We start from the raw sequence: 26,557 nt of genomic DNA, 5'->3' as shown, positions 1-26,557 counted from the left end.
ATGAGCGATGCATACCGCCAAGCCGGGGTCGATATTGATGCGGGAAATGAAGCTGTTGAACGAATGAAAAAACATGTGACAAAAACCTTCCGTCCTGAGGTTTTAACAGGGTTAGGGGGATTTGGAGCACTTTTTAAACCAAATTTAACGGAAATGGAAGAACCGGTTTTTGTTTCGGGTACAGATGGCGTTGGCACCAAATTAAAAATTGCTTTTGCCATGAATAAGCATGATACTATTGGAATCGATGCAGTTGCCATGTGTGTGAATGATGTAATCGTTCAAGGTGCAGAGCCTCTTTTTTTTCTAGACTATCTTGCCTGCGGCAGGATCATTCCTGAGAAAATTGAAGCCATTGTGAAAGGGATTTCAGATGGCTGTATTCAGGCAGGATGTGCGCTAATTGGCGGCGAAACTGCTGAGATGCCGGGGATGTACCAAGAAGGTGAATATGATATTGCAGGATTTACGGTAGGCATTGTAGATCAGAAACACCTTATTGATGGAACGAAAGTAAAAGAAGGTCATACACTAATTGGTTTAGCTTCAAGTGGTGTACATAGCAACGGGTTTTCTCTAGTCAGAAAAGTTCTATTGGAGGATGCCGGACTCTCCTTAGAGGACTATGTCGCTGAATTGGGATTGGAACTCGGGGCTGTGTTACTAGAACCAACAAAAATTTATGTTAAATCCGTCCTTTCTGTTTTAAAGAAATTTGCGGTCTATGGGCTTGTACATGTGACAGGCGGAGGTTTCTATGATAACATTCCACGGATTCTCCCTGAAGATTTACAAGCTGAAATAAAGGATGGATCTTGGGAAGTACCAAAGATTTTTTCGTTTATCCAAAAAGTAGGTAAGATCTCAGATTATGATATGTTCCGTACATTTAATATGGGAATCGGTATGATTTTAGTCGTCGAAACAAAGGATTCCAGGGACATTTTAGAGCATCTTCAAGTGTTGGGTGAAAAGGCGTACGTGATTGGAACGGTGCAAAAAGGTACCGATGACGTCGTGTTTAAGAAGGAGTAAACATGAAAATTGCCGTTTTTGCTTCGGGAACCGGTACTAATTTTTCAGCAATTCTGGAATCCATCAAATCAAAACAAATCACAAACGTGGAAGTGGTTTTATTAGTTAGTGACAACCCTGAAGCCCTTGCAGTCAGCAAAGCAAAGGATGAATCAATCCCGGTATTTACTTTTAAGGCAAAGGAGTATCCCCACAAACAAGCCTACGAGGAAGAGATTCTTGAAAAATTAACCCAAGGGCATGTAGATTTAATTGTATTAGCCGGATATATGAGACTGCTGGGTCACGTGTTACTGAAGGCATATGATGGAAAAATCATTAATGTTCATCCATCTTTGTTACCGGCTTTTAAAGGAAAAGATGCGATTGGTCAAGCGCTTGATTATGGGGTAAAGGTGACCGGTGTCACGGTACATTATGTTGATGAAGGAATGGATACGGGTCCAATCATCGCCCAGCATACCGTTAAAATTGATTCGAATGAGACGAGAAAAACATTAATAAAAAAGATTCAAGAACAGGAACACAGATTATTGCCGGAAGTGATACAAAGTCTTGCGAATAAGGAGGAAGCAAAATGAAGGTGCTAGTCATAGGAGGAGGGACCGAGAGCATTCCATTGTTTGGAAAGTGGTTCAAAGTCCAGTAGTATATCCGGCTATAACCTAAAACGACGAAACAAGAAGATACTTATATCATTTAATTAGTAAACAAATTAATCACAAGTAGAAGAGCGAGAATCAACTGATTCTTGCTCTTTTTTATTTGGCTATGTTAAAGCTCATAGTTGATGTATCTCATTATGTTGATTGGAGCGGAAATCAACAGGCAAGTTTAACAGAGCCTTTTATTTTTATCGTATCAGAATTTATACACTTAAAGTTTGTGTGATGTCCAGCTTTCAATAATATCATCTTGTTCTAGCTAATCGGTTCCTAGGAGGGCGCACACCGTTTTCTTTAAGTATAAAAATATAAATCTATTAATCAGCTTCATGCCTATAGCAAATAAAGTAGTCTTACATATTTTATTAATAGATTTAATTAGTTTCGAAGGATAGTTAATAGAAAATATCCAGCAAAATTAGAATGAATAAAGGGGATGGCTATTCATTGGCACATACACCATTAGCAAGAATACTGCAAAAAGCCTATGCAGTGGTACATGCGGATATGGAGAATCGAATAAGTAATGGACATGCTATGATGCCGGAAAATAATTTTACGAAAAAAACTTCTATCCCTCCAAAAAGCGAATATAAAGATTTTTTTATGATTAAACGGGAAAGGAAAAATGCTCCAAGGATTGTTATCGTGGGAGCTGGTTTGGCGGGTCTCACTTGTGCCTATCGCCTTAAGCAAGCGGGGATATCAGCTACTATTTATGAGGCGACGGATCGGGTTGGGGGACGTTGCTGGACAAGGAGAGGTGATTTCAAAGAAGCTCAAATTGCCGAGCGTGGCGGAGAATTAATAGATACTGGTCATGGGGAGATTCAGGGGCTGGCAAAAGAGCTTGGTTTAGTTCTGGATAATTTGATTAAGGAAGAATCCATAGGTACAGAACCAGTATACTTTTTTGATGGATGCCCTTATACCTTTAAGGACGCGACAAAGGATTTCTTAGAAATCTATCCTAAACTGCAGAGTGATTTAATAGAAGCAGGAGAAACTACACTTTATAATCGCTTTACAGAACGCGGCTTTGAACTCGATCATATGTCCATTATCGATTATATTAATGAAACAGTGCCAGGAGGCATTAATTCAAAATTTGGTCAATTATTAGCAGTGGCATATACAGTTGAAAACGGAGCAGAGGCACATCAGCAGAGTTCATTAAATCTACTCTATATGTTAGGATCCGTTCAAAAAGATTTGTTTCAAATTTATGGAGATTCGGATGAGAGGTACCATATAAAAGGAGGTAACGATCAGCTTCCTGCGTTATTAGCAGAGAAATTAAATGGACAAATTAACTTTAATTATGAGCTGATTAAGATTGAACAAAAGGACCAAAATGAAATAAGGCTTGTCTTTCGAAAGGAAGAAAAAGAATGGGAGGTTTGGGCGGATAAAGTTGTTCTTACCCTTCCATTTAAGATTTTAAAAACAATAGGCTATGAGAGTGCCGGATTTCGTCCATTAAAAAAAATGGCTATTGAAGAGCTGGGAATGGGAATGAACACAAAGCTTCATGCACAATTTTTGAATCGGTTCTGGCGTAAGCTTGGAAATAACGGTGAAACATTTGCGGATACAGGCTATCAGCAGACGTTTGAGGCATCACGTGCTCAACAAGGTCATTCAGGAATTCTTGTAGGCTATTCGGGTGGAGAAACAGCTGCCAAACAGTTTGCCTTAGCAGATGAGCAAGTTAAAGAAATCACAAAAGATTTCTTGGACAAGCTGGAACCTGTATTGCCGGGAAGTAAACGTAACTGGAATGGTTTATCCAAGGTTGACCATTGGCCTAGTAATAAATGGACGCAAGGAGCATATTCGTATTTTAAAATTGGTCAATATACGAAATTTGCCGGTATTGAAGGAGAACGGGAAGGCAACACCTTCTTTGCGGGTGAGCACACATCGATTGATTATAAAGGTTATTTAAATGGAGCTGTTGAAACCGGAGAAAGGGCTGCACAAGAGATAATCAATGATTTAAATTAATAGAAATACTTTAAGGTAACCCGCATTGGGGTTATTTTTTTATTTTGATAAGCCCGGTTAGGTTGATGAGGTAAAAATAACTGCATTTAGATTTAAAACATAGAACCTTGTCACAAATACCGAATATTTTATAGGGGCATTTATTTTACTAAAGAACACTTTCAAAGGAGTTTTTGAAGCGAGCGGGCAGTTGGACTACTTTTTAGGTCTTTGTCCATCGTTTAAGTAATTCAGATATTGGTTCGCTTGCAGGTGGAATGATAGAATATACATTTTTTTTTATTAGTAGACGCTTGCCTTTACATTTTATTGCATGTTGGAATTAAATACATTAGGAAATTCTTAAGAGTCTATTGAGGATGGTTGTTAAAAGAAGATTAAGTAAGACAAGCACTTATAAAAAATCAGGAAGCATGATCCGTGGTTTTATTGTCTTACAGTACCGATATAGGAAAAATAGTAGACTAATATAGCTTTTCCTATACTATATGTAAAAAAGGAGGGAATATATGGATACTAAATTTCTGGATAAAATGATAAAAGACATCAAAGTTCGAAACTTGGTCAATGCTGACGTTGAAGTGGTCAATAATACACCGTTGGAAATGCTGGGGAAAGGGCGTCAAGGTGCGGTATTTCAACTTTCGGAAGACGTTTGTGTGAAAGTGTTTGGCAATTCGGAGGATTGCGAACGAGAATACTATGCTTTATCTCTTGGACAACAAACTAATCTATTTCCTCGAGTCTATGGTAAGGGACCGCTCTATATAGCGATGGAAATCGTTAAAGGAGTAGATTTACGGGAATACCTGCAATCACAACCTCTTACCCCTGTACTATCCTCAAAATTGATTGAGATGTTAATCACGTTTAAACAAATCGGCTTTGAACGGATTGACCATCATAAAAGGCAAATATTTCTGCAACCGGATGGGAATTTGAAAGTAATCGATGTGGCAAGGACAGTTTGGCGTGACCGTGTCTATCCCTATCCGCGTAAATTATTGACTTCCTTAGGTGAAGAAAATAAGGCGTTATTTTTATCTCATGTACAAGCAATGGCTCCGGAGTTGTATTTGGAATGGAAGCACTATATTCGTATGGAAGAGATTTCTCGGCAAATTTACCAAGTGCTAATTACAAATTCCCCTAAAATTGATACGGTGAAAGTGCTAAGCAAAAAGTTGTTAACAACAAACGATGAGAAAAACTATGTTGTTCAGCTCGAAGGGTTAGTACACAAAGTATTTAAAGAAGAATGGATCAAAACGATGCTCGCACAGGGAAAAGACCCCGAAAAAGTAATGGATAAAATCGATAAGTATTGGGAAACCCGTGAACAAGGTAGACAAAGTTATCATGAAAGACACAATGATCGGGATAAATACCGTGAAAAGAATAAATCCCATGAGCATAATCGGGATAGACACCGTGAAAAGAATAAATCCGATGATCGGGATAAATACCGTGAAAAGAATAAATCCCATGAGCATGATCGGGATAGACACCGTGAAAAGAATAAATCCGATGATCGGGATAGACACCGTGAAAAGAATAAATCCGATGATCGGGATAGACACCGTGAATGGGATAGACACCGTCATAATAGATAACTGTGACAAATTTGATTATGCTGAGCGTTAAATAAGAAAAAACCCTATTCTTAAATCCCAAGCTAAACGAGGGGGAGCCAAAATGCAAGCATGGAGGTACCAAAATGAAAGTACTTGTAATCTGGCGCCTGCTCACAGTTGGCGGTGTAAATGCCGGTTGGCGGAATCGCGCGATTTATTTTAAAAAATATGGAATTCAGACAGAATTTCTGTATACGACTGACCACGGAGGGCTGCACATTATGCAGGATGTAGCTCCCGTTTATTTAACGAAAGACGAAAAAAAAATAATTAAATTAATTAAAAAAAATGCCTATGATGCCATCATTGTTGTGGACACAGGAGCTGCCTTTAAATGGATACGAAAAGCAAAATATAAAGGTCCAGTAATTGTAGAAGCCCGGACACCTGAGCTCATTAAGCTCAAACCCCACTTACTAAAAATCAAAGGAATCCGGCCAGAATCAATAATTGTTCCTTCACAATTTCAAAAACGGTTGGTTTCAATATTGACTAATGACATCCCTATCAATGTGATTTACAACGGGGTGGATACATCATTCTTTCGCCCTCTAACGAGTGAGGAAATTGATTTTAACACTATTCCCACACTGCCAACTGATAAAAAGATTATCGGTTGGATAGGCCGTGTGGACAAACGTAAAAACTGGCCGATGTTGATAGAGGTAGCCAAATTAATTAAAAGTGAGCGTGATGATATTGAAATTTGGCTTATTGGGGGCGCGCAAAGTGTGCAACGTGAAGAATTCGCTGCCAAATGGGAAGAGGAACAGCTTACTGATATTATCAAATGGTTTCCTGTCATTCCCTATCAACAGATGCCACAAACCTATGCGAAAATTCGTCAATCAGGCGGCTGCACCCTCGCTACCACCAAATCAGAATCGTTTGGCAACACTTTTATTGAATCCATGGCTTGCGGTGTACCTGTTGTAGCTTCTAATATTATGCCAATCTCTGAATTGGTTGTTCAAGGAGAGACGGGATTGCTCTTTAACGGACATAATGTCCAAGATGCAGTCAAGCAATTGTACGGAATCTTAGATAATCCGGATCTCCATTCTCACATGTCGGAAGCAGCCATTGATCATGTACAACATAAATTTGCAATCCATGAGGTGGCCAATCATTATATTGACTTATTGAAAACAATTGTCGAACATGCGAAAGGTGGATTTGGGGAGGTGAATTTTCCATGATCGAACCCGTCTCTTATCGTAAGAAGCTGGAAGGGAAATCGAATTCTCACTTAATTACTTTTAATGATGGCAGAGACTATGTTGTGAAATATTTCCAACCTGGATTTGAAAAAACCTTACCTAATGAATGGGTCGCCTATTGTTTGGCCCGTTACCTCGGACTTCCTATTCCTTTTAGTCGAATTGTGGACATACCAAAAGAATTTTCTTCCCAAGTGCCCGAACTTGCACATATGAGCAATATCAAATATCAGTTTGCATCGCTGTATGTGAATGATTGTTTCGATGGTCATCAAGTTTCTGTTGTTCCCCAAATCATTAATCATCACTCTCTAGCCGGTATCATTTTATTTGATTACTGGCTATATAATAAAGATCGAACCCGAAAGAATGTTCTCTTTCGTGAGGAAACCCCAAATTCATTCCATTTGTGGATCATTGACCATGCAGAAGTTTTTGGATCTTACTGTTGGGAGCTTTTGGATTTAGAAATGCTTCCAGTCGAAATCATGAAAAGTGGAACACATGAATTATTGGCGGCCTTTATCGAAGACGAGGAAAATTTCGTTGAGCAACTGGAACTCATTCAGACAATACCTACCTTTTTATTAGAAGAAATTGTTGAATTAATCCCTGAGGAATGGAGCGTTTCAAAGGACGAAAAAAAGGCAATCGTTAGCGCACTGGTAAAACGCAGGAAGAAGATTCTTTCAGAACTAATACGAAAATTTGTCAAAAATGTTTATCGGCCATTACACCAGAATCAGGCATAACTCCTTGCTCAATTGAGTATGGAGTTTTTTTATATGAAAATATGTGTTTATTAATAGGATGTTGGTCGAAACAGACAGCGAAATCGCTTAAACGAAAGAGAAATTTGTGAATGCTAGGCTGCTGACTAAGAACTAGTACAATTGACCGTTAGGTTCACGAAGAATGGAACTTCATTTACATATTAATGGGTTTCTATCGTGACAAGAAGTTGTACCTTTGCATATAAAAGATTAAGGAATGAAATTAGGAGGGCAGTTTAGATGAAAATCCGAAAGGCTATTATTCCCGCAGGCGGCCTCGGGACTCGTTTTTTGCCGGCAACAAAAGCTCAGCCAAAGGAAATGCTGCCTATTGTTGATAAACCAACGATCCAATATATTGTGGAAGAAGCAGTAGCTTCAGGAATTGAGGAAATTATCATCATAAGCGGCAGAGGAAAAAAGTCAATAGAGGATCACTTTGATAAATCCTATGAGTTGGAAGATTCACTATTAAGAAAAAATCAGCTATCCGTTTTAAAGGAAGTTCAAAAAATATCCAATTTGGTAAATATCTTTTATGTCCGCCAAAAGGAACCGAAAGGGTTAGGACATGCTATTCTTTGTGCTAAAAGCTTTATTGGAAATGAACCATTTGCTGTTTTGTTAGGAGATGATATTGTTTTGTCTGAAACGCCTTGTTTGAAGCAAATAATCAATGTTTTCGAGAAATACAACAGCCCGGTTATCGCCGTTCAAAGCGTTTCAGAAAATGAAGTAAGTAAATATGGAATTATTAAGCCCAAAGGGATGGTGATCGAACCAAACCTTGTCCAAATCGATTCTTTGGTAGAAAAGCCGAAAAAAGAAGAGGCTCCCTCTAACTATGCTATCATGGGTCGTTATGTTTTAAACCCTGAGGTATTTGATATTCTGGAAAGGCTTCCATTTGGACATGGTAATGAATTACAGCTTACCGATGCCATCAATGAGCTAAATAAACAACAGTCCATTTTAGCCTATAATTTTGAGGGAAGCCGATATGACATAGGCGATAAAATTGGCTTTATAAAAGCAACAATTGATTTTGCCCTGAAAAGGGAAGATATAAGAGAAGAGGTCCTTTCTTATTTACAGGATTTAAATAAGAAAGGAAGCAAAAAGATTATTAAGAGGGAGCCAGGATGAAATGAGAATAGCTGTTATAGGAACCGGCTATGTCGGGCTATCTACTGGTGTTTGCTTATCAGAAATAGGGCATCAAGTCACTTGTATTGATATTAATGAACAGAAGATTAATCTTCTTCGTCAAGGAATTTCTCCTATCTATGAACCCGGTTTAGAAAATCTTCTTATTAAAAATATTGCAGCTGGAAGACTTCTATTTACAACCTCCCATAAAGAAGGATTAGATGGTACCAAAATTATCATTATTGCTGTAGGAACACCGGAAAGGGTTGATGGAGGAGCGGATTTATCGTATCTTGAGCAAGCAGCTAAGGATATTTCTGCCCACATAGAACAAAACACAATAGTGGTTATAAAGAGTACAGTGCCTATTGGTACGAATGAATATATTAAGAATTTAATAGAAAATGAAACTAGCAAAGGGGTTAGATTTGAAGTCGTTTCAAACCCTGAATTTCTAAGACAGGGTTCGGCAATTAAGGATACTATACAAGCTGAAAGAATCATTATCGGTTCTGAAAATAAAGAGGCGGCTGGTAAAATTCAAGAAATGTATAGTCCGTTAGATGTACCGATTATTTTAACAAGCATTCGAAGTGCGGAAATGATTAAGTATGCATCCAACGCTTTTTTGGCGACTAAAATAAGTTTTATCAATGAAATTGCCAATCTATGTGAAGCTTTAGGAGCAGATGTAGAAGATGTAGCAAGAGGTATGGGGAAAGATAAAAGAATTGGGGAATCTTTTCTTAATTCAGGAATTGGCTATGGCGGATCATGCTTTCCTAAAGATGTTAAAGCATTGCTTCATACTGCTAAATTAAATGGGATAAATTTCTCCATGTTAAATGCAACTATCGCTATTAATAATTATCAGCAAGAACTATTGGTAACAAAAGCGTTAAACCGTTTTGGGGAATTTATCGGAAAGAAAATTGCGATGCTTGGCCTTGCTTTTAAGCCTGAGACCGATGATATAAGGGAAGCACCTTCAATAAAAATTGCACGTTCATTAACCAATCTGGGAGCAGAAGTGGTAGCTTATGATCCCGTTGCAATCGATAATGCACGAAAGGTAATCGGGGATACAATCATGTATGCCAGCTCAGTCGATGAAGCTGTTATGGATGCTGACGCAGTGTTTTTTGTCACAGAATGGAATGAGTTTAAACAGCTGGACCTTGCAAAATTAATCAAAACAATGAAACATCCGATCATTTTTGACGGTAGAAATTGTATTGAAGAAGCTAGGATTAGAGAGTGCGGAACAGTAGAATATTATCCAGTTGGAAGACCGGCAATTATTATTAAATAGGCTTAACAATCTAATTGTAGTAAAAGCAGCAGGTACAAAGGTAAGAGTGAAGGAAGCGTCCTTCACTCTTTAATTGTGGTGTCCACTGGAAAAAGACAAAATGGTACTAATGTCCACGAACGGTACCTGTCACCTAAATGGTTTAAGATTTTCAATGAAAGACAGGGAATAATTAACCCTATTTTGAATAAAAATATCACACTTCAAGAATTTTTATCTAAGTGAAGATCAGTCACTTAAGAATCGGTTTCGGGATCATTAATTCAATGGATATGGTCAACAAATCGGAGTTGAAAATATGAGCAAACGTGAGGAATTTATAAAAGAGGAAGGTACGGCTTTTCCAGGAAAAACCTATGTGGAAGAGCTGTTGAAGCCTGTTTTTAATGATCAAAGGGATTACTTATTTGCTGTTATGTTTGATATACATCGTGCCCATGTCATAATGCTCGAAGAACAGCAAATTATCATCCTTGATGAAGCGAAAGTGATGCTGGAGGGTATTAATAAAGTGGCGAAAACAGATATTTCCACTATTTCCTACGACCCGTTATTCGAAGATCTATTCTTCATGCTGGAGGCGAAAATTGGAGAGGAAATAGGTGATGATCTCGCCGGGAAAATCCATATTGGCCGGAGCCGAAATGACATAGGGGTGGCCATGTATCGTCTGGTCCTGAGGCAACATCTATTAGATCTTCTCAAAAGTACTTATCAATTAAGTGAAGCATTATTAGATCAGGCTGAAAAACATACGAAAACCTATATTACTGGCTATACCCATACCCAACCGGCGCAACCAACAACGTTAGGTCATTATTTTCTGGCAATCTACGATGTCCTGCAAAGGGACATTAATAGGTTATGGTCAGCCTATGAAACAGTCAACCAATCGCCACTTGGGGCAGCAGCGTTGACAACAACGGGGTTTCCAATTAACAGAAATCGTACCTGCGAGCTTTTAGGTTTTGATAAAGTAATTGAAAACTCCTATGATTCTATTGGGGGAGCCGATTATATACTGGAAACTTCCACAGCTCTGATGACCTGTATGGTGAATACAGGTAGATGGATTCAGGATTTTCTCTTGCATGTGACAAGAGAATTCGGCTCTTTTTATGTTGCTGACCCATATGTTCAAGTAAGCAGCATTATGCCTCAAAAGAGAAATCCGGTCTCGATTGAACATTCACGATCGATTGCAAGCAGTGCCTATGGAGATGCATTAGCAGCGGTAAATATGATCCATAATACTCCATTCGGCGATATCGTGGATACTGAGGATGATCTGCAGCCACATTTATATCGCGCCTTTACGAAGGCAAACCGCGTAATGAAACTAATGAATGCAGTAATCGTCACTTTAAAAGTAAATAAGGAGCATACGAAAGAAATGGCGAAAAAATCGAGCATTACAATAACCGAACTGGCAGACACCTTAACCAGGAATTATAACATTTCCTTTCGTAAAGCTCATACCATTGCAAGTTATATTTCAAAGGCAACAATAAAAGCGGAAAAAGAATTATATGATTGGGAAATAGCTGAAATTAACAGCATGATTCATGAATTCGTCAACGAGTCACTGTCAGAAGAAGAGTGGAGAAAAATTATTTCCCCCGAGTACTTTGTCGAAATCAGGAGTCTCCAAGGAGGACCCAATCCGAAAGAAGTTATGAGAATGATCAAGGAAAGAAAACAAAATCTTGAATCAAACAAACAAAATTACGAGCAAATTATCGAAAAACTAACAATAACAAGGAAACAACTAGTAGAATATTCATTTTAAAGGTAAAATTAAAGAATGCTGTCCGCCTGGTAAAGGCAATTTGATCGTTTTGCCCACGAATGGTGCCTGTCACCGTAGTGGGCACTACATAAAAATTTCTTGGGAAAGCGCAAAATCAGTCATTTCCCGCGGCTATGTCGGAAGGTGGATATCTACTTTAGATTTTTTAAAACGAAGGATGTCACGGTCTTTCATTTTGTCGGTAAAAATTTTTATGAGGAGAAATCGTGAATGTCTAAACAAGTTATTGTCTATACCACAAATGATTGCATAGAATGCACGCTAGTCAAAAAAGTATTAACTGAGGAGGGAATTTCATTTGAAGTCAGAGATGTGTCAACAAACCTGGATTATCTAAAGGAACTGGAGAAGTTTGGCTTTTTGGGCCTCCCGGTAACTGTTGTAGAAAATTATGCGGTAAAGGGATTTACAAATGAATTGAAAGAGCTAATGGAAATGGCCAGAAATAAAAAGTAAGCTAATTTTTCCCCTTTATTAAAGCAACATTAAAATTAGATTTTTTTCGGTTGCTTGCTTTTCCAAAATCTTTCTGTTATAGTTAAGAAGAATTATTTTTGTTTGTTCGGTAAGGATGTTAAAAGTGAATCTGCTTTTTGTCTTGAAGATTTGAGCAAGGATAGTAACACAATGTGTGCACAGCACACAACAGGAGGAAACACAAATGGAACAAGGTAAAGTAAAATGGTTTAATGCAGAAAAAGGTTTTGGATTCATCGAGCGCGAAGCTGGAGACGACGTATTCGTACATTTCTCAGCTATCCAAAGCGAAGGCTTCAAATCTTTAGACGAAGGTCAAGCAGTTACTTTTGAAGTAGAACAAGGTCAACGCGGACCACAAGCTACTAACGTTCGTAAAGCTTAATTATAAACCTACGTTAATCAAAAGACTCTCTCGAAGAGTCTTTTTTTATTGAAAAAAAGGGGCTGACTTCCATTAACGCATCGGGAGTCAGCCCCATATTGTTTACAACAGATAAATTCTTTATTATCATAAAAAAAGCCTGAATGGTAATAATTTATGGTATACACCTAATAATTTATATACGGGAAAATCCTTTTAGCTGAAATCTGCTGTAAAATTCGGAGGAATGTTATGGTTGATGTTTTTACAGAAATAAAAATTAAGTGTCCGATTGACAAGGTTTCTACTTATGCAGCAAACCCTGACAATGCTCCTAAATGGTATGTAAATATTAGTTCAGCAGATTGGAAAACGGATAAACCGTTGACCATTGGTTCGCAAATCGCCTTTAAAGCAAAATTTCTGGGAAGAGAATTTGCGTATGTATACGAAATTGTAGAATTTATTCCGGGTCAAAAAATGGTAATGAGAACTGCTGATGGGCCATTTCCAATGGAGACAACCTACACCTGGAAAGCCATTAACGAATATAATACGAAAATGACGTTACGTAATAAGGGTAACCCGACAGGTTTTTCAAAGCTATTTACTCCGTTTATTTCAACTATGATGAAAAAAGCAAACTATAAAGACCTTAAGAAAATAAAGGACATACTTGAAAAATAGATTCCTTCATAATACATATCAATACCAAGGTTGGTTCGATCGACAACGGACCGGCTTTTTTATTTTCTAAAGGATATTTTGGTTATGATTAAGTCGAAGAATGTAATAATATTTGCGAATTCACCCAAATTAATCTAACAAAAACAATTATCCGACAATTTGTAACGAAACTTGCAATCTTCTGAAATACTCCTGTAATATTTCTATGATATTTTAAATATATCGATAGAGGGGAGTTTTGTATTTTGAAGAAATTATTGATAACTTTTAGTACAGCCGCTGCCTTGCTATTTGGTAGTTCCAGTGGAGTGTTTGCAGCATCCAATACATATACGGTTAAAAGTGGCGATTCACTGTCTCGTATCGCGAAAACATACCATATTACAGTAAATGACTTAAAACAATGGAATAATCTTAAATCTGATATCATTCATCCGAACCAAGCTTTAACTATTTCAAAACCGGCAGTTGCTGCAGTAGCAAAAAATTCTACTGTCGTAAAGGAATTCACGGTAAGTGCTTCTGCCTATACCATGAATTGCACAAAATGTTCCGGCATAACAGCAACAGGTATTAACCTAAAGAAAAACCCGAATCAAAAAGTAATCTCAGTTGATCCGAAAGTAATCCCGTTAGGTACAAAGGTTTATGTAGAGGGCTATGGTTATGCGATTGCAGCCGATACTGGCGGCGCAATGAAAGGAAATAAAATTGATGTATTTTTCCCTACACAAAAGCAAGCGATTAATTGGGGAAGAAAAACAGTTAAAATACAAATCATTAAATAATATCAAGGCCCGCCTCAATCGAGACGGGCTTTTCTTATTGTTTAGGAAATTATAAAATAATTTGGTGTGGATAACTTAAAAAAGTTATCTGAATCCAGCTCCAGCGCCCAGTGGACTTCGCTCTTCCCCCTACGATAAGTCAACATCGGATCGCTTACGTTCTCCGTGTTTCCTTTATCTCAGTCGAAGCGCTCCAGTCCTGTCGTGCGCTAACCGGGCGCTTGCGCCTTTTGTTCTTTTTACTGATACTTTAAATGCTGATTGCCATGAAAGATTTTCAAAATATATTCTGAATCAGGTACATTAAGTTTTTTGTACCCTAATAAAAACTCTTTATTATCATACGGTATTTCTTTGAAAGTGACATTTATTTCTCCACACTCACCAATGGTCAAAATCGCGAACGGGGCAAGAGGCTTGTGGTTACATCCTAAAGAGCCCGGATTTAGATAAAGCCGTTCCTTTGTTTTAAAGTGATGAATGACATGATGATGGCCAAAACAAACAATATCTGATGTAGATGTTTGATAAAACTCATCAAGTTTCACGTTTGTTGGTTCTTTATCTAATCCAATAAATTCATTTTGTCCGTTTAAATGATAGTGTGTAAAATGCAATTCTTTTCCGTTATATTTGGCATTCAAGGTTGTAGGAATTTCAGCTAGCTTAGTGATAAATTTAGGGTTTAAATGTGATGCAATCCACTCATGATGTGCTCTTTCTTTCCCCTTGCTGTAAGGTTCCCGACCCGCGGTGATATCCAGGATTGCTTCATCGTGGTTCCCCATAACAAAAGAAATATTGTCACGGGAAAATAGCAGCTCAAGAACTGCATTTGATTCATACCCAATTCCTATTAAATCACCTAAACAATAAATGTGTTCTATTTCCTTAACGTTATCAATCTGCTCCAAAACCGCTTCTAATGCAGAATGATTCCCATGAATATCCGTTAATATGGCTATTTTTTTCTCCATCCTCATACGCTCCAGTTTTTTTTATATAGTTTAACTACTTCTATATAAATAAATTCACATAACAGAAGATGAAATTAGATTGAGTGTCCATAGAGAAAGGACATTTAGAAGCATTTGTCCACGAACGGTGACAGGCACCAATTAAAGCAATATTTGTAATATTATGATAAAATGATTAAGAGAAGGGATCATTTTATTTACAATAATTTGAGTAAATGGGAGCGACGAGAATGGTGGCATTTATATTAGTGGTATTGGTTTTATTTCTGATTCCGGGACCAGCTGTTTTATTAACAATATCTCAAACTGTAAAAGGCGGAAGGAAAGGCGGGATTATTACAGGTGTAGGAATTGCTGTAGGTGACTTAATTCATACTGTGGCAGCTGTTCTGGGACTTTCCGCTATTTTAATGACATCAGCACTTGCTTTTGAAATCGTTAAATATTTAGGAGCAGCCTATCTAATTTTTTTAGGCATTAAATCCCTCCTTGAAAAATCTAAAAAACAAGAAAAACCTGTTGAGAGAAATGCAAAACCTGTTGTGTCATTTCGCCAGGCGTTATTAATTGAATTGCTCAATCCTAAAACTGCTTTATTTTTCTTGGCATTTTTACCGCAATTCGTTCACAACGGCGGGACTCCCGTAGTATTTCAGCTCCTGACCCTTGGCCTGACATTCGTGTTAATGAGTATCTTATACACAACCTTTCTGGCAGTTATCGTATGCTCAATAGGGAATCGATTCAAACCAAAGAACGGCCAACTATCACGTTGGCAAGGAAAGGTAGTTGGGACGATCTATATTGGCTTAGGTCTCCAATTGGCTCTTCAAGGCCAAAAATAAATCCAATATATTGCTTACAGGATAGCCCGTTTAGCTTGTTTTAGAAGCTGAGCGGGTTCTTTTATTTGGTGAAATTTATTTCTTTTTATTTTGTATTTGTTAAGAATGTGTCCAATTGGAAAGGAGAAAATTGTAGAATGCCCACTAACGATGTTTGGCACCAAATTTATGCAGGAATTTTACGTTTCATCACGAATGATGTTATTATGGTTTTTGGTATGAATAATGTGAATGTGATGGAAAGGTGATGAGTATGGCGGAGTTCCGAACGGATGAATTGAATACGCGAACGAAAGTGTCGCCGAAAAGGAAGTTAAAACGTTCTATAAAGCGATTTTTACTTTTATTTATTTCCGCTGCAACGATCACTTTTATTTCGAATATTATCCACCATTCTTTACAGGCTCCTAAGTCTGCTAAGACCAACAATTTTGTTCATCGTGTTTTGAAAAAAGATCCATATCCGGAAAAGGGTGTGGTCCCCAAGGTGGTAGATGTGAACAATGACCCAGCAATTGACAGATATTTAAAGGGTTTAAACTTTAATGGCACCGCGTTGGTCGTAAAGGATAATAAAGTAGTTCTTAATAAGGGATACGGGTATGCTGACTTTGAAAATAAACTTGCTAATAATTCGGAAACAGTCTTTTATATAGGATCGATTACAAAAGTATTTATTTCTACTGCTATCATGCAGCTGCAAGAACAAGGGAAGCTAAATATCAATGATTTTTTATCCCAATATATTCCTGATTTCCCAAATGGGAAGCAAATCAAGCTTTATCATTTATTAACGCACACTTCGGGTATACCGGAACATTCAGAGACAATAGAGAAAATTTCCCACGACGATTTAATCAAGAAGATTGAAAAAGGGAAATTAAAATTTCAACCTGGAACAAACTGGTATTATAGTGATTCTAACTATTCCATCCTTGCTTATATCGTTGAAAAAATAACGAAGGAACCCCTCGAAAGCTATGTAAAGGGACATATTTTTACGAAAGCAGGTATGAAACATACAGGGTTCGGAGATGCATATTATAACCAAACGTTTCCTTCAAAAGGATACAAGCAAAAAGAAAATGAAATGATTTCACCCGCACTTCCCGATATGTCTGAGCTATTTGGCTGCGGTGATATCTATACAACTCCATACGATATGTATTTATTCGATAAAGCTTTATATGGAGGGAAATTCCTAACTCAGGAAAGCTTAAAGCAGTTTTTCACGCCATTTAAACACAATTATGCCCTTGGTTTATATCGGGATCCCGGGAGCTATTCTGATCACGGTGTACTTCCAGGTTGGAACACGCTCAATAGCTTCAGTAGAAATGGAAATGAATTCGTCGTGTTGCTTTCCAATGTCCAAAACGGGGTGAAATCACTGGGGGTAGTGAATAATCAAATTTATGGCATGTTAAGAAATAAAAACTAATAATGTTTTCAGCTAAATCTAATAAAATATAGTTTAAAAATTGAGTAAATTCGAAACATCTATGATATAATAATTTAAAAATAATCTCGGCAACGAAGCCCATTTCCTTTTGGAAGTGGGCTTTATTTTTTAGGAGGTATTGTACATGTCTGATGAAAAAAAGCGATTTATTCAAGAATTTGTCCCCGGAAAACAAGTTACCCTAAGCCATTTGATTGCCAATCCGGATGAAGAATTATTTGATAAGTTAGGGATACAAAGATCGGGGTCTATCGGGATATTAACGTTGACCCCAAGTGAAACCGTCATTATAGCTGGTGATTTAGCCACCAAGGCTGCCAATGTTTCGCTTGGATTCCTGGATCGTTTTACTGGAAGTTTAGTATTAGTAGGCAGCGTATCAGAAGTAGATATGGCAATGCAAAGGATTAATACTTTTTTAGCTGAAAATCTTGGCTATACCCCTGCTGCTATTACAAAATCATAGGAAGGAGGATTCTAATGTTTACCACATCGAATCGGGCAATGCTCATTGGATCAATTGGAGCAGGGAAATCGACGTTGACTAATGCATTATTAGGGCGCAATGTTGAGGCCGTGAAAACACAATCTCTTCATTTTTATGACTGGATTGTCGATACACCAGGTGAGTACGTAGAAAATCCCTACTTTTATAAGTCGATCATGGCTACAGCATTAGAGGTAACGCATGTCTTGTTTATTCAAGACGCCACCAATCGAAAAATTACGTTTCCTCCCAGCTTTTCTTCGGGAATTCCTAAGCTGACAATTGGAGTGGTCACCAAAGCGGATGCTGAGCAAGCAGATATTGAACATGCCATCTCTCAATTAAAGAGGGCAATCGTTCAGGGGCCTATCATTGTCACATCATCTATTAAAAACAATGGTATTGAAGAGTTAAGGGAATTGGTTTCCTGTTCGAACTATAATGGAATGAAGGAATATTTGGAATTAAAAAAAAATTCTAAACTTTTTTACCATGAAAGCCTTTTCAAATAATAGATTTTTTTATATAATTATTTTAACAAATTAATAGGAATATAGGCAAAGGCGCCTATCCACATAGATGGTCTATGTAGATTGGTGCTTTTTTTATCTTAAAGGGGCACCAGAAATGACCGATGTTAAACAACAGATTAACAGACTTTGCAAGCTGCATACTTCATTAACTGAGAATGATATCGAGATTTTAGTGGAAAAAAGCAAGTCGCTGCAGATGATTGCAGATCTCGCCCAAGGGAATGTGTTTATCGACTGTGTAACAGAAGATCCGCAAACAGCTGTAGTTATAGCGGAGGCAGTACCATCTACGGTTCCGTCGCTATACAGATATCGGGTGGTGGAGAAGAAGATCCTAGCATCCTATGAACCTGCCGTTTTCCAAGCCTATCGAACAGGTAGACCTGTTATGATGAACCGGGCTTTAACGCACGAAGGGTCACATGTTTGTCAGAATGTAACACCGATTCAAAATCAAGAAGGGCTTACGATTGGACTATTGATTTTGGAAACAGACATTACCCCCCAAGTGGAGCAGGAACAGGAGCTTGCCATCTTGTCTGAAACAACCGCAGAATTTGGGCGAACATGGGATATCGTTCTAAAGGACCCAATGATACCTGATTACCTTGAAGAAGCTTTGATTCTTTTGGGGGAAGGCGGTACCATTCAGTATGCGAATAACTTTGCGATTAGACTAATAAAAGAACACAGCCCGAATCAAACAAAAAATTTAACGAATCGAGACATTCTGCAGGTCCTGCCGTTTGTAGTCGAAACAGATTTTTCACATCGAGGGATTTCCCAACGTGAAGTGAGAAGTATGGATAAGGTTTTTATTCTTAGGTCTATCTGTTTACTCGATAAGAAGGCGGATTCCAAACGTATGCTGCTCTATATCCGCGATATAACAGATTTAAGGGATAAGGAGCGTCAGCTGATGGTAAATCAGGTCGTAATTAAGGAGATTCACCACCGGGTCAAAAACAATCTGCAAACAGTAGCTAGTCTGCTTCGGATGCAGATGAGACGGGGTGTGCCTGAGGAAACAAAACAATTATATCAAGAAAGCCTCAATCGAATAGCAAGTATTGCTGCAGTTCATGATGTGCTTTCTAGCAGCGGGATTGAAAAGGTAAACATGGTCAATATTATCAAGAAAATTACGACTGGGCAGGTTTTTTATCCCTATCAACCGGATTGTTCAGTGGCGATTCATTTACATACGGAAGAGGATATCGAGCTAAACTCTGCACAAGCAGTGTCATTAGCCTTAATCGTGACAGAATTGATACAAAATTGTATGAAACATGCCTTTATTGGGCGTTCTAAAGGGAATATAACGATTCATTTCAAGCGAAATGGTCAAATGATTGAACTAGGTGTCTTTGATGATGGAAATGGGTTGGATGATTACATCGATACGAATCACTTAGGGATTGAGATTGTAAAAAATCTCTCGAGTTATGACCTAAATGGGAAATTTGGATATTTGCCAAAAAACGGGCAAGGGACAATGGCTTGGGTAACGTTCCCGGACAGAGAGGAATGATTGGACATGGGTAAATCCAGAATTATGGTTGTGGAAGATGAATCTATTCTACGCATGGACATCAAAGAAATGTTAAAAGAAGCAGGATTTGATGTTGTTGCGGAGGCAAATTCAGGCGATACTGCGATAGAGTTAGCCGCTCTACATAAACCTGATTTGATTGTTATGGATGTCAAAATGCCGAAGATGAATGGAATTAAGGCGGGCCGAATCATCTATCAAGCTTACCAAATTCCAGTCCTCCTTTTGACCGCATATAGTGAGCGTGATTTGGTAGAAGAAGCAAAGAATGCTCATATTCTCAGTTATCTGGTAAAACCTATTTCTGAGAGGGATCTAATTCCTGCGGTAGAGATTGCGATGGCACAAGCGAATCGCTTGAAAGCTTTGACAAATGATATAAAAAAAATGGAAGAAAAAATAGAAGACCAGAAAACGATCCAACGGGCAAAAGGAATCCTAATGGAAGTATACCAGGTTAGTGAAGAGCAAGCATTTAAAATGTTGAGATCCTATAGTATGAACCATGGAAAGACCCTGAAATCAGTGGCTGATTACATTATTCTCCACAGAGAATTAGACTCTAATGCTTCAGTCGGCTAACTAATAAAAGAATAAAATAGGGCAACGGCGCCTAAATAACGATTATATCAATCGTTGTTTAAGCGCCGTTTTGTTTTTTTGGGGGGGTGAAACTGTTGCAAAGGAAGGAACACATTCTAAGTGCTGGAATCGATATAGGCACAAGTACCACCAAATTAATTTTGAGCCGATTTACGCTGGTGAATACAGCTGGTTCAACCCATGTACCGCGAATTGAGATTACTGAAAAAGAAATTCTCTATAAAAGTTCCATATATCGGACTCCACTTCATGGTGAGACGTTGATTGATATGGAATCCGTTCTCGCTCTGGTGGAGCAAGAGTACAAAAAAGCAGGTGTCCGTCCCAAGGATATTCAAACGGGTGCAATCATCATAACAGGTGAAACAGCAACCAAGCGGAATGCTGAAGAAATGCTGCATCTCTTATCGAATCAAGCGGGTGAATTTTTAGTCGCAACTGCTGGTCCTGATTTAGAAGGAATCATTGCAGCTAAAGGCTCAGGGGCGTACCAGCGTTCCAAGGAGACAGGGAAAACAATCGCCAATATCGATATTGGCGGAGGAACAGCGAATATCGCAGTTTATCAAGAAGGTCATTTGAAGGGAACTTGCACCCTCCATATCGGTGGTCGGCTAATCGAATTTGAGAAAGACAGGGTAAAACATGTTTCTCCTCCTGTCCGTGAATTATTGAAACAATTAGGTGTGTCATTATCTGTTGGGGACCCGGTAGATGACGGCTGGATACGGCTTGTAACACAGACGATGGCAAACGTTTTAGTTCATGTATTACAGCGTAAAGTCATTGCTGAAGACGAGGTTTTGCTACTTGGACATCTGCCTGATTGGAATAGTCCAATTGATCAAATCATGTTTTCAGGCGGGGTGAGCGAATGCATATATGGACAGGAATCCTCCTCCGATTATTACTCTGATATTGGAGTGTATTTGGCAAGAGAGCTGCAGAGGAATTCCGAACTGAAAAGCTGGGAATGGATTCCACCTGCTGAAACAGTCCGAGCAACGGTCCTTGGAGCTGGTACACAAACCACACATATAAGCGGAGCAACCATCCAGGTTAATCCTGCTCTTCTGCCGTTGAAAAATTTACCGGTTTATCAATTCAGACTAAATGGAAATCTCAAGGACGGAGCCCAAAAAGTGAAAGACACCGTCCAACAAGCGATCCAAGTATATGACCCGGCGCTAGAAGGAAGGAATTTCGCTCTTTATCTGACAGACCTGCCATTTCTGCGCTTCAGAGATGTCCAGCTATTGGGGCAATGGCTTCTTGATGCCTATAGACTTCAGCCAAACCAAAGTGATCCGATCGTGATCGTACTTGCTGATGACCTGGCCAAAGTCCTTGGGCAAACTCTCCAGACTTTACAGGCTGAGCGGGATGTTATCTGTATCGATCAGATACTTGTCGAACAAGGTGATTACTTGGATATCGGCAATAAGCTGAAATCGGAGGTAGTACCAGTAGTGATCAAAACACTCGCGTTTCATTCGTAGGAAAGGGGAAGAGACTTTGTGATAATGAAGACCCGTTTGTTAGGGCAGGTATACCAGTTTAAACAGTTGAAAGAACTATTTGCTAAAGCCAATGAAGAAAAGTCCGGGGACCGATTGGCAGGAATCTCAGCAGAATCAGTACAAGAAAGAATTGCCGCCAAACAAGTATTAGCTTCCCTCACAGTCAGTGATATCCGCAATCATCCCTTAATACCAGCGGAGGAAGATGAGGTCTCCAGGATCATTGAAGAACAAATAAATGAACAAGCGTATCGGAGGATCCAAAACTGGACGATTGCAGAATTAAGGGAATACATCCTTGATGACAATACGACTGGAGAAGACCTTCTACGGTTAAGCCGGGCACTTACCAGTGAAATGATTGCGGCCATTACAAAGCTTATGTCTAATTTGGATTTGGTTCACGCTGCTAACAAATTGGAGATTGTTACGAAATGTAATATTGCCATCGGCCACAAGGGTACGCTTGCTTCCCGTCTTCAGCCCAATCACCCAACAGACAGTGTAGATGGGATGCTAGCCTCTTTAAAAGAGGGACTCTCTTACGGAATTGGTGATGCTGTGATTGGAATTAATCCGGTTGATGACTCGGTTGAAAGTGTGAAACGCCTGCTCCATGCAACACATGATTTCATCCGGGAATGGAAAATCCCAACACAAAATTGTGTGCTCGCACATGTCACGACGCAAATGAAGGCGATTGAGCAAGGAGCACCAGCGGATATGATTTTTCAAAGTATTGCTGGAACTGAGGCGGCCAATAAATCATTCGGCATCAATGCTTCATTATTAGATGAGGCGAACGTGATGATTCGTGAACTGGGAACATCTGCGGGTCCGCAGCGTTTGTATTTTGAAACAGGCCAGGGCTCAGAACTATCTGCTGAAGCGCATTTCGGAATCGATCAATTAACGCTGGAATCTAGAAATTACGGTTTTGCCAGGCGCTATGATCCATATATCTTGAATACGGTCGTCGGGTTTATCGGACCGGAGTATTTATATGACTGTAAGCAGGTGGTTCGCGCCGGGTTGGAAGACCACTTTATGGGCAAGCTGCATGGCATCCCAATGGGGGTCGATATCTGTTATACAAATCATATCAAGGCAGATCAGAATGATATTGAAGATTTGGGAGTGCTGTTGACCGCCGCTGGAGTAAACTTTATCATTGCTGCTCCGATGGGGGATGACTGTATGTTAAATTATCAATCATTGAGTTACCACGATGTTGCAACATTACGGCAAACGTTGAACCGCAGGCCGGCTCCTCTGTTTGAAGAATGGCTTGAAGATGTTGGGATAATGCAAAACGGTAAACTTACTGCCCTTGCCGGCGACTTAACCGTGTTCCATAAGTAAGGAGGTGAGAGGATGAACAAAGAGCTCATTGAGACAATAACCAAACTGATTTTAGAACAGATTCGGGAGCCTTCGGTCAAAAAAGCAACAATAACTAAACCAATAGCATCAAGCAGCGGAATGGTCAAGCTATGGGACCATTTATCAACCATCCCGCAGTTTACGGTAGCAGGTTCGGAACAGCAGGCAGATTCGGTTCATGCACTGGATGATGAAAAGCCGGTGAAATTATGGGACCATGTAGGGAATTCAAAGGAATCCATTCCATGCATTCCTATGAATTACGAGGATTCAATTCTTCCAGAACTACAAACGAGGATTGGTGTCACCTCCCCGAATCATCCGGATGCATTACAGGAGTGGGCAAACAAAACTCCTGCAAGAGTTGGAGTAGGAAGAGCTGGTCTTCGTCCTAAAACGGAAACATGGCTAAGATTTCGGCTGGATCACGGAGCAGCTGTAGATGCCGTATATGGAACGGTTCCTGAAAAGCTCCTTGACACTCTTAAACTTTTTTCCGTTAGTACAATGGTTGAACATAAAGAGGAATATATCCGCCGGCCTGACCTAGGAAGAAAATTAAGTGAGGAAGCGAAAATCAAGATCCGTGAAAAATGTCACCTTAAACCAAGGGTGCAAATTATTGCCTCAGATGGTCTCAGCTCGCAAGCTATTGAAAAAAATTTGGAAGATGTTTATCTATCGTTCTTACAATCTCTTGACCATTTAGGGATTGAGTATGGGAATCCTTTTTACATAGAGAAGGGACGGGTCGCATCGATGGATGAAGTCGGAGAGATTTTACAGCCTGAAGTGGTGGTTTTTTTTATCGGCGAACGTCCCGGACTCGTCAGCTCCGAATCTCTTAGCGCCTATCTATGCTATAAACCGAGAAAAGGGACAATTGAAGCGGATCGCATGGTTATTTCCAACATTCATACTGGCGGGATACCACCAGTGGAAGCAGGAGCCTACCTTGGCAGTGTTGTCCAAAAGATTCTAAAGTACCAAGCGAGCGGTGTCTCGCTGGTCAGCAAAGAAAGTTAGGAGGATGGAACCTATGGAGTTTCGGCCCGTTAAGGCGGAGATACTAGCCGTTCGAATCATCCCGAATACTGACCCGGCACTCGCACAGCAGTTTCAACTAAAGTTTCATCAGCGCAGCCTGGCAATCATCACCTGTACCATCGATGACGTAGGCTATACAGCAATAGATGAAGCGACCAAAAGAGCTGATATAGAGGTTGTATATGCAAAGTCATTTTATGCAGGAGCAAGTCATGCCTCAGGTCCATTGTCAGGAGAGTTTATCGGTATTATTGCCGGACCTTCTCCTGATGAGGTGATCAGCGGTGTTGATGCTGTAAGAAATGTCATCGAAAATGAAGCCTATTTTGAAGCGATTAATCCAGAGGCGACACATACTATGTACGCCCATGTCGTTGCCAGAACAGGAAGTTATTTATCAAAACTTGCAAAAATCGACGAAGGTGCCCCCTTAGCTTACTTAATTGCACCTCCATTAGAAGCGATGTATGGCCTAGATGCAGCGTTAAAAGCAGCAGATGTTCAATTAGCTGCTTTTTATGGTCCGCCATCTGAAACTAACTTCGGCGGCGGACTAGTTACAGGAACCCAGTCCGCCTGTCGTGCGGCAGCTGATGCTTTTCGTAAAAGCATTCTCGAAATCGCCCGGAATCCAATCGCATATTAACTCAGAAAGGAGCGACACAAATGCAGTTCGATCAGGACTTACTCTCACTTCAAGAGATGAGAGATGCAGTCAAAAAAGCAAAAGAAGCACAAAAACAATATGAAGAATTTTCTCAGGAATCTGTCGATCGAATCGTGCAAGCCGCAGCTAAAGCAGCCTTTAGCAGAAAGGATGAGCTTGCTCAAATGGCTGTAGATGAAACCGGAATGGGAGTCTTTGAGCATAAGGCCATTAAAAACGAAGTAGCCTCCATAGGTGTGTATGATTCAATCCGCGACTTGAAAACGGTTGGAGTTATTCGGGAAAACAAAAAAGAAAAGGTCGTAGAAGTGGCCAGTCCTTTCGGAATCATTGCAGGGATTGTGCCGACGACCAATCCGACTTCAACGGCAATTTTTAAAAGTTTAATTTCTCTTAAAACAAGAAATGCGATTGTTTTCAGCCCCCATCCATCTGCTGCCAAATGCACAGTGGAAGCCGCAAGAATCTGTCTGGAAGCTGCTATTCGTGCAGGTGCACCTGAGGGAATCATTGGGTGGATCAAGAAGCCGACAATGACCGCAACACAAGAACTGATGCATCACCGCGATGTGAACTTAATCCTGGCAACCGGGGGAGGAGCTTTAGTCCGGGCCGCATATTCTTCTGGTAAACCTGCGTATGGAGTAGGTCCTGGAAACGTCCCTTGCTATATCGAGAAGTCAGCTGATATTACTAAAGCGGTTAAACGGATCGTCGATAGTAAAACCTTCGATAATGGAACAATTTGTGCGACGGAACAAGCATTGGTGGTCGATCGAAGCATTCGGGAGAACGTAATCCGTGAATTCAAGAAAAATGGCGCATATTTCCTTAATGAAGAGGAAAAACGAAAGCTTGAACAGGTTGTATCACCGGCGCCGGGAAAATTAAACTCGAAAATTGTCGGCAGGCATGCACAAATAATTGCAAAAATGGCTGAAATTGTTGTTCCGGCGGATACCCGGATTCTGATTGCGGAAGAAACAAAGGTTGGAAAAGAAGTTTCGCTCTCGATTGAAAAGCTAGCACCCGTGTTTCCATTCTATACCGTTGATGGGGCAGGCCAAGCTTTATCGATTTGCGAGCAGTTATTGGCAATCGGCGGTCGAGGGCATACCTTAGCGCTTCATTCGGAAGATGAACAAGTAATTCGTACCTTTTCACTCAAAATGCCGGTTTCAAGATTACTGATAAACACACCATCTTCTATCGGTGCGGTGGGCGGAACAACGGCGTTAAAGCCTTCATTAACGCTTGGATGCGGTTCCTTTGGCGGAAATATCACGAGCGATAACATTAGTGCCGAACACTTAATGAATATCAAACGCGTCGCACATGGGATAAAAGACATTGAAGTTCCGATGAAACGAAAGACTGAACAATTGGAAAACACTTCTTTTTCCCCGGACCAAATCCAAGTGGTAGTAGAAAAGGTTCTTGCCGGGGTCAGCAGTGGAGCTACGGTAAATCAACAGACCATTACGCAAATGGTCAGCAAGGTATTAGCTCAGCTTTAAAAGCTAAATAAAAATATATATTTCTAAATTAAAATATTGGGAG

Annotated in this window: 25 protein-coding genes; 24 read left to right on the top strand and 1 reads right to left on the bottom strand. The window is 39.6% G+C overall.

The window, feature by feature from the left end:
• From purM to AC3ANV_RS17575, 13 genes are all read left to right on the top strand, one after another.
• Positions 1–1,035, top strand: a complete 1,035-nt coding sequence (gene purM / locus AC3ANV_RS17635; protein ID WP_488309989.1) for a phosphoribosylformylglycinamidine cyclo-ligase — start codon at positions 1–3, stop codon at positions 1,033–1,035.
• A 2-nt stretch (positions 1,036–1,037) separates the two neighbouring features.
• Positions 1,038–1,616, top strand: coding sequence for a phosphoribosylglycinamide formyltransferase (gene purN, locus AC3ANV_RS17630; RefSeq protein WP_488309988.1), 579 nt, complete (start codon positions 1,038–1,040; stop codon positions 1,614–1,616).
• Positions 1,617–2,147: 531 nt separating this feature from the next.
• Positions 2,148–3,707 carry a flavin monoamine oxidase family protein gene (locus AC3ANV_RS17625; protein ID WP_488309987.1) on the top strand — a complete coding sequence of 520 codons (1,560 nt, stop codon included), beginning with the start codon at positions 2,148–2,150 and terminating at the stop codon, positions 3,705–3,707.
• A gap of 509 nt (positions 3,708–4,216) precedes the next feature.
• Complete coding sequence (locus tag AC3ANV_RS17620; protein WP_488309986.1) at positions 4,217–5,320, top strand: hypothetical protein; 1,104 nt, start codon at positions 4,217–4,219, stop codon at positions 5,318–5,320.
• A 104-nt stretch (positions 5,321–5,424) separates the two neighbouring features.
• Complete coding sequence (locus AC3ANV_RS17615; RefSeq protein WP_488309985.1) at positions 5,425–6,540, top strand: glycosyltransferase family 4 protein; 1,116 nt, start codon at positions 5,425–5,427, stop codon at positions 6,538–6,540.
• The gene (locus AC3ANV_RS17610; RefSeq protein WP_488309984.1) at positions 6,537–7,313 is read left to right on the top strand and encodes a HipA family kinase; all 777 of its coding nucleotides are present in this window, start codon (positions 6,537–6,539) and stop codon (positions 7,311–7,313) included. The genes AC3ANV_RS17615 and AC3ANV_RS17610 overlap by 4 nt, the downstream gene beginning before the upstream one ends.
• 261 nt (positions 7,314–7,574) lie before the next feature.
• Positions 7,575–8,480 (top strand): UTP--glucose-1-phosphate uridylyltransferase GalU, encoded by a 906-nt coding sequence (gene galU / locus AC3ANV_RS17605; RefSeq protein WP_488309983.1) that lies wholly within the window; start codon positions 7,575–7,577, stop codon positions 8,478–8,480.
• 1 nt (position 8,481) lies between these two features.
• The gene (locus AC3ANV_RS17600; protein ID WP_488309982.1) at positions 8,482–9,795 is read left to right on the top strand and encodes a UDP-glucose dehydrogenase family protein; all 1,314 of its coding nucleotides are present in this window, start codon (positions 8,482–8,484) and stop codon (positions 9,793–9,795) included.
• Between the two features lie 298 nt (positions 9,796–10,093).
• Positions 10,094–11,584 (top strand): argininosuccinate lyase, encoded by a 1,491-nt coding sequence (gene argH, locus AC3ANV_RS17595; protein ID WP_488309981.1) that lies wholly within the window; start codon positions 10,094–10,096, stop codon positions 11,582–11,584.
• Between the two features lie 231 nt (positions 11,585–11,815).
• On the top strand, positions 11,816–12,061 hold the full coding sequence (locus AC3ANV_RS17590) for a glutaredoxin family protein (RefSeq protein ID WP_488309980.1): 246 nt from the start codon (positions 11,816–11,818) through the stop codon (positions 12,059–12,061).
• Between the two features lie 205 nt (positions 12,062–12,266).
• Positions 12,267–12,467 carry a cold-shock protein gene (locus tag AC3ANV_RS17585; protein ID WP_007083691.1) on the top strand — a complete coding sequence of 67 codons (201 nt, stop codon included), beginning with the start codon at positions 12,267–12,269 and terminating at the stop codon, positions 12,465–12,467.
• Between the two features lie 231 nt (positions 12,468–12,698).
• The gene (locus AC3ANV_RS17580) at positions 12,699–13,133 is read left to right on the top strand and encodes an SRPBCC family protein (protein ID WP_488309979.1); all 435 of its coding nucleotides are present in this window, start codon (positions 12,699–12,701) and stop codon (positions 13,131–13,133) included.
• Positions 13,134–13,378: 245 nt separating this feature from the next.
• On the top strand, positions 13,379–13,921 hold the full coding sequence (locus tag AC3ANV_RS17575; protein ID WP_488309978.1) for a 3D domain-containing protein: 543 nt from the start codon (positions 13,379–13,381) through the stop codon (positions 13,919–13,921).
• Between the two features lie 239 nt (positions 13,922–14,160).
• Here the strand turns inward: AC3ANV_RS17575 and AC3ANV_RS17570 are convergent, their stop codons facing one another.
• Complete coding sequence (locus AC3ANV_RS17570) at positions 14,161–14,898, bottom strand: metallophosphoesterase family protein (protein WP_488309977.1); 738 nt, start codon at positions 14,896–14,898, stop codon at positions 14,161–14,163.
• A 230-nt stretch (positions 14,899–15,128) separates the two neighbouring features.
• Between AC3ANV_RS17570 and AC3ANV_RS17565 the strand changes: the two genes are divergently transcribed.
• The 11 genes from AC3ANV_RS17565 to AC3ANV_RS17515 all read left to right on the top strand — a co-directional run bounded on the left by AC3ANV_RS17565 (position 15,129) and on the right by AC3ANV_RS17515 (position 26,514).
• On the top strand, positions 15,129–15,743 hold the full coding sequence (locus tag AC3ANV_RS17565; protein ID WP_488309976.1) for a LysE family translocator: 615 nt from the start codon (positions 15,129–15,131) through the stop codon (positions 15,741–15,743).
• A gap of 253 nt (positions 15,744–15,996) precedes the next feature.
• A complete protein-coding gene (locus AC3ANV_RS17560) occupies positions 15,997–17,184 on the top strand; it encodes a serine hydrolase domain-containing protein (RefSeq protein WP_488309975.1) in 1,188 nt (395 codons plus the stop codon).
• Between the two features lie 145 nt (positions 17,185–17,329).
• Positions 17,330–17,671: an ethanolamine utilization microcompartment protein EutS gene (gene eutS, locus AC3ANV_RS17555; RefSeq protein ID WP_488309974.1), complete on the top strand. Its 342-nt coding sequence runs from the start codon at positions 17,330–17,332 to the stop codon at positions 17,669–17,671.
• A gap of 14 nt (positions 17,672–17,685) precedes the next feature.
• Positions 17,686–18,204 carry a EutP/PduV family microcompartment system protein gene (locus tag AC3ANV_RS17550; protein WP_488309973.1) on the top strand — a complete coding sequence of 173 codons (519 nt, stop codon included), beginning with the start codon at positions 17,686–17,688 and terminating at the stop codon, positions 18,202–18,204.
• 115 nt (positions 18,205–18,319) lie between these two features.
• Positions 18,320–19,756: a sensor histidine kinase gene (locus tag AC3ANV_RS17545; protein ID WP_488309972.1), complete on the top strand. Its 1,437-nt coding sequence runs from the start codon at positions 18,320–18,322 to the stop codon at positions 19,754–19,756.
• 6 nt (positions 19,757–19,762) lie between these two features.
• On the top strand, positions 19,763–20,359 hold the full coding sequence (locus tag AC3ANV_RS17540; RefSeq protein ID WP_488309971.1) for an ANTAR domain-containing response regulator: 597 nt from the start codon (positions 19,763–19,765) through the stop codon (positions 20,357–20,359).
• An 86-nt stretch (positions 20,360–20,445) separates the two neighbouring features.
• Positions 20,446–21,879, top strand: a complete 1,434-nt coding sequence (locus AC3ANV_RS17535; RefSeq protein ID WP_488309970.1) for an ethanolamine ammonia-lyase reactivating factor EutA — start codon at positions 20,446–20,448, stop codon at positions 21,877–21,879.
• 24 nt (positions 21,880–21,903) lie between these two features.
• Positions 21,904–23,262 (top strand): ethanolamine ammonia-lyase subunit EutB, encoded by a 1,359-nt coding sequence (locus tag AC3ANV_RS17530; RefSeq protein WP_488314265.1) that lies wholly within the window; start codon positions 21,904–21,906, stop codon positions 23,260–23,262.
• A gap of 12 nt (positions 23,263–23,274) precedes the next feature.
• Positions 23,275–24,309: an ethanolamine ammonia-lyase subunit EutC gene (gene eutC, locus AC3ANV_RS17525; protein ID WP_488309969.1), complete on the top strand. Its 1,035-nt coding sequence runs from the start codon at positions 23,275–23,277 to the stop codon at positions 24,307–24,309.
• A gap of 13 nt (positions 24,310–24,322) precedes the next feature.
• On the top strand, positions 24,323–24,976 hold the full coding sequence (eutL, locus tag AC3ANV_RS17520) for an ethanolamine utilization microcompartment protein EutL (RefSeq protein WP_488309968.1): 654 nt from the start codon (positions 24,323–24,325) through the stop codon (positions 24,974–24,976).
• Between the two features lie 20 nt (positions 24,977–24,996).
• A complete protein-coding gene (locus tag AC3ANV_RS17515; RefSeq protein ID WP_488309967.1) occupies positions 24,997–26,514 on the top strand; it encodes an acetaldehyde dehydrogenase (acetylating) in 1,518 nt (505 codons plus the stop codon).
• The last annotated feature ends 43 nt before the right edge of the window (positions 26,515–26,557 follow it).

Source organism: Neobacillus sp. DFD-2R (assembly GCF_057747865.1).
Note: the sequence above shows the minus strand (reverse complement) of the source record. Positions and strands in the feature narration are given on the sequence as shown.

Coding starts and splice junctions, on each gene's coding strand:
- purM (WP_488309989.1), top strand. CDS start 1: ATGAGCGATGCATACCGCCAAGCCGGGGTCGATATTGATGCGGGAAAT.
- purN (WP_488309988.1), top strand. CDS start 1,038: ATGAAAATTGCCGTTTTTGCTTCGGGAACCGGTACTAATTTTTCAGCA.
- AC3ANV_RS17620 (WP_488309986.1), top strand. CDS start 4,217: ATGGATACTAAATTTCTGGATAAAATGATAAAAGACATCAAAGTTCGA.
- AC3ANV_RS17615 (WP_488309985.1), top strand. CDS start 5,425: ATGAAAGTACTTGTAATCTGGCGCCTGCTCACAGTTGGCGGTGTAAAT.
- AC3ANV_RS17610 (WP_488309984.1), top strand. CDS start 6,537: ATGATCGAACCCGTCTCTTATCGTAAGAAGCTGGAAGGGAAATCGAAT.
- galU (WP_488309983.1), top strand. CDS start 7,575: ATGAAAATCCGAAAGGCTATTATTCCCGCAGGCGGCCTCGGGACTCGT.
- AC3ANV_RS17600 (WP_488309982.1), top strand. CDS start 8,482: ATGAGAATAGCTGTTATAGGAACCGGCTATGTCGGGCTATCTACTGGT.
- argH (WP_488309981.1), top strand. CDS start 10,094: ATGAGCAAACGTGAGGAATTTATAAAAGAGGAAGGTACGGCTTTTCCA.
- AC3ANV_RS17590 (WP_488309980.1), top strand. CDS start 11,816: ATGTCTAAACAAGTTATTGTCTATACCACAAATGATTGCATAGAATGC.
- AC3ANV_RS17585 (WP_007083691.1), top strand. CDS start 12,267: ATGGAACAAGGTAAAGTAAAATGGTTTAATGCAGAAAAAGGTTTTGGA.
- AC3ANV_RS17580 (WP_488309979.1), top strand. CDS start 12,699: ATGGTTGATGTTTTTACAGAAATAAAAATTAAGTGTCCGATTGACAAG.
- AC3ANV_RS17570 (WP_488309977.1), bottom strand. CDS start 14,898: ATGGAGAAAAAAATAGCCATATTAACGGATATTCATGGGAATCATTCT.
- AC3ANV_RS17565 (WP_488309976.1), top strand. CDS start 15,129: ATGGTGGCATTTATATTAGTGGTATTGGTTTTATTTCTGATTCCGGGA.
- AC3ANV_RS17560 (WP_488309975.1), top strand. CDS start 15,997: ATGGCGGAGTTCCGAACGGATGAATTGAATACGCGAACGAAAGTGTCG.
- eutS (WP_488309974.1), top strand. CDS start 17,330: ATGTCTGATGAAAAAAAGCGATTTATTCAAGAATTTGTCCCCGGAAAA.
- AC3ANV_RS17550 (WP_488309973.1), top strand. CDS start 17,686: ATGTTTACCACATCGAATCGGGCAATGCTCATTGGATCAATTGGAGCA.
- AC3ANV_RS17545 (WP_488309972.1), top strand. CDS start 18,320: ATGACCGATGTTAAACAACAGATTAACAGACTTTGCAAGCTGCATACT.
- AC3ANV_RS17540 (WP_488309971.1), top strand. CDS start 19,763: ATGGGTAAATCCAGAATTATGGTTGTGGAAGATGAATCTATTCTACGC.
- AC3ANV_RS17530 (WP_488314265.1), top strand. CDS start 21,904: ATGAAGACCCGTTTGTTAGGGCAGGTATACCAGTTTAAACAGTTGAAA.
- eutC (WP_488309969.1), top strand. CDS start 23,275: ATGAACAAAGAGCTCATTGAGACAATAACCAAACTGATTTTAGAACAG.
- eutL (WP_488309968.1), top strand. CDS start 24,323: ATGGAGTTTCGGCCCGTTAAGGCGGAGATACTAGCCGTTCGAATCATC.
- AC3ANV_RS17515 (WP_488309967.1), top strand. CDS start 24,997: ATGCAGTTCGATCAGGACTTACTCTCACTTCAAGAGATGAGAGATGCA.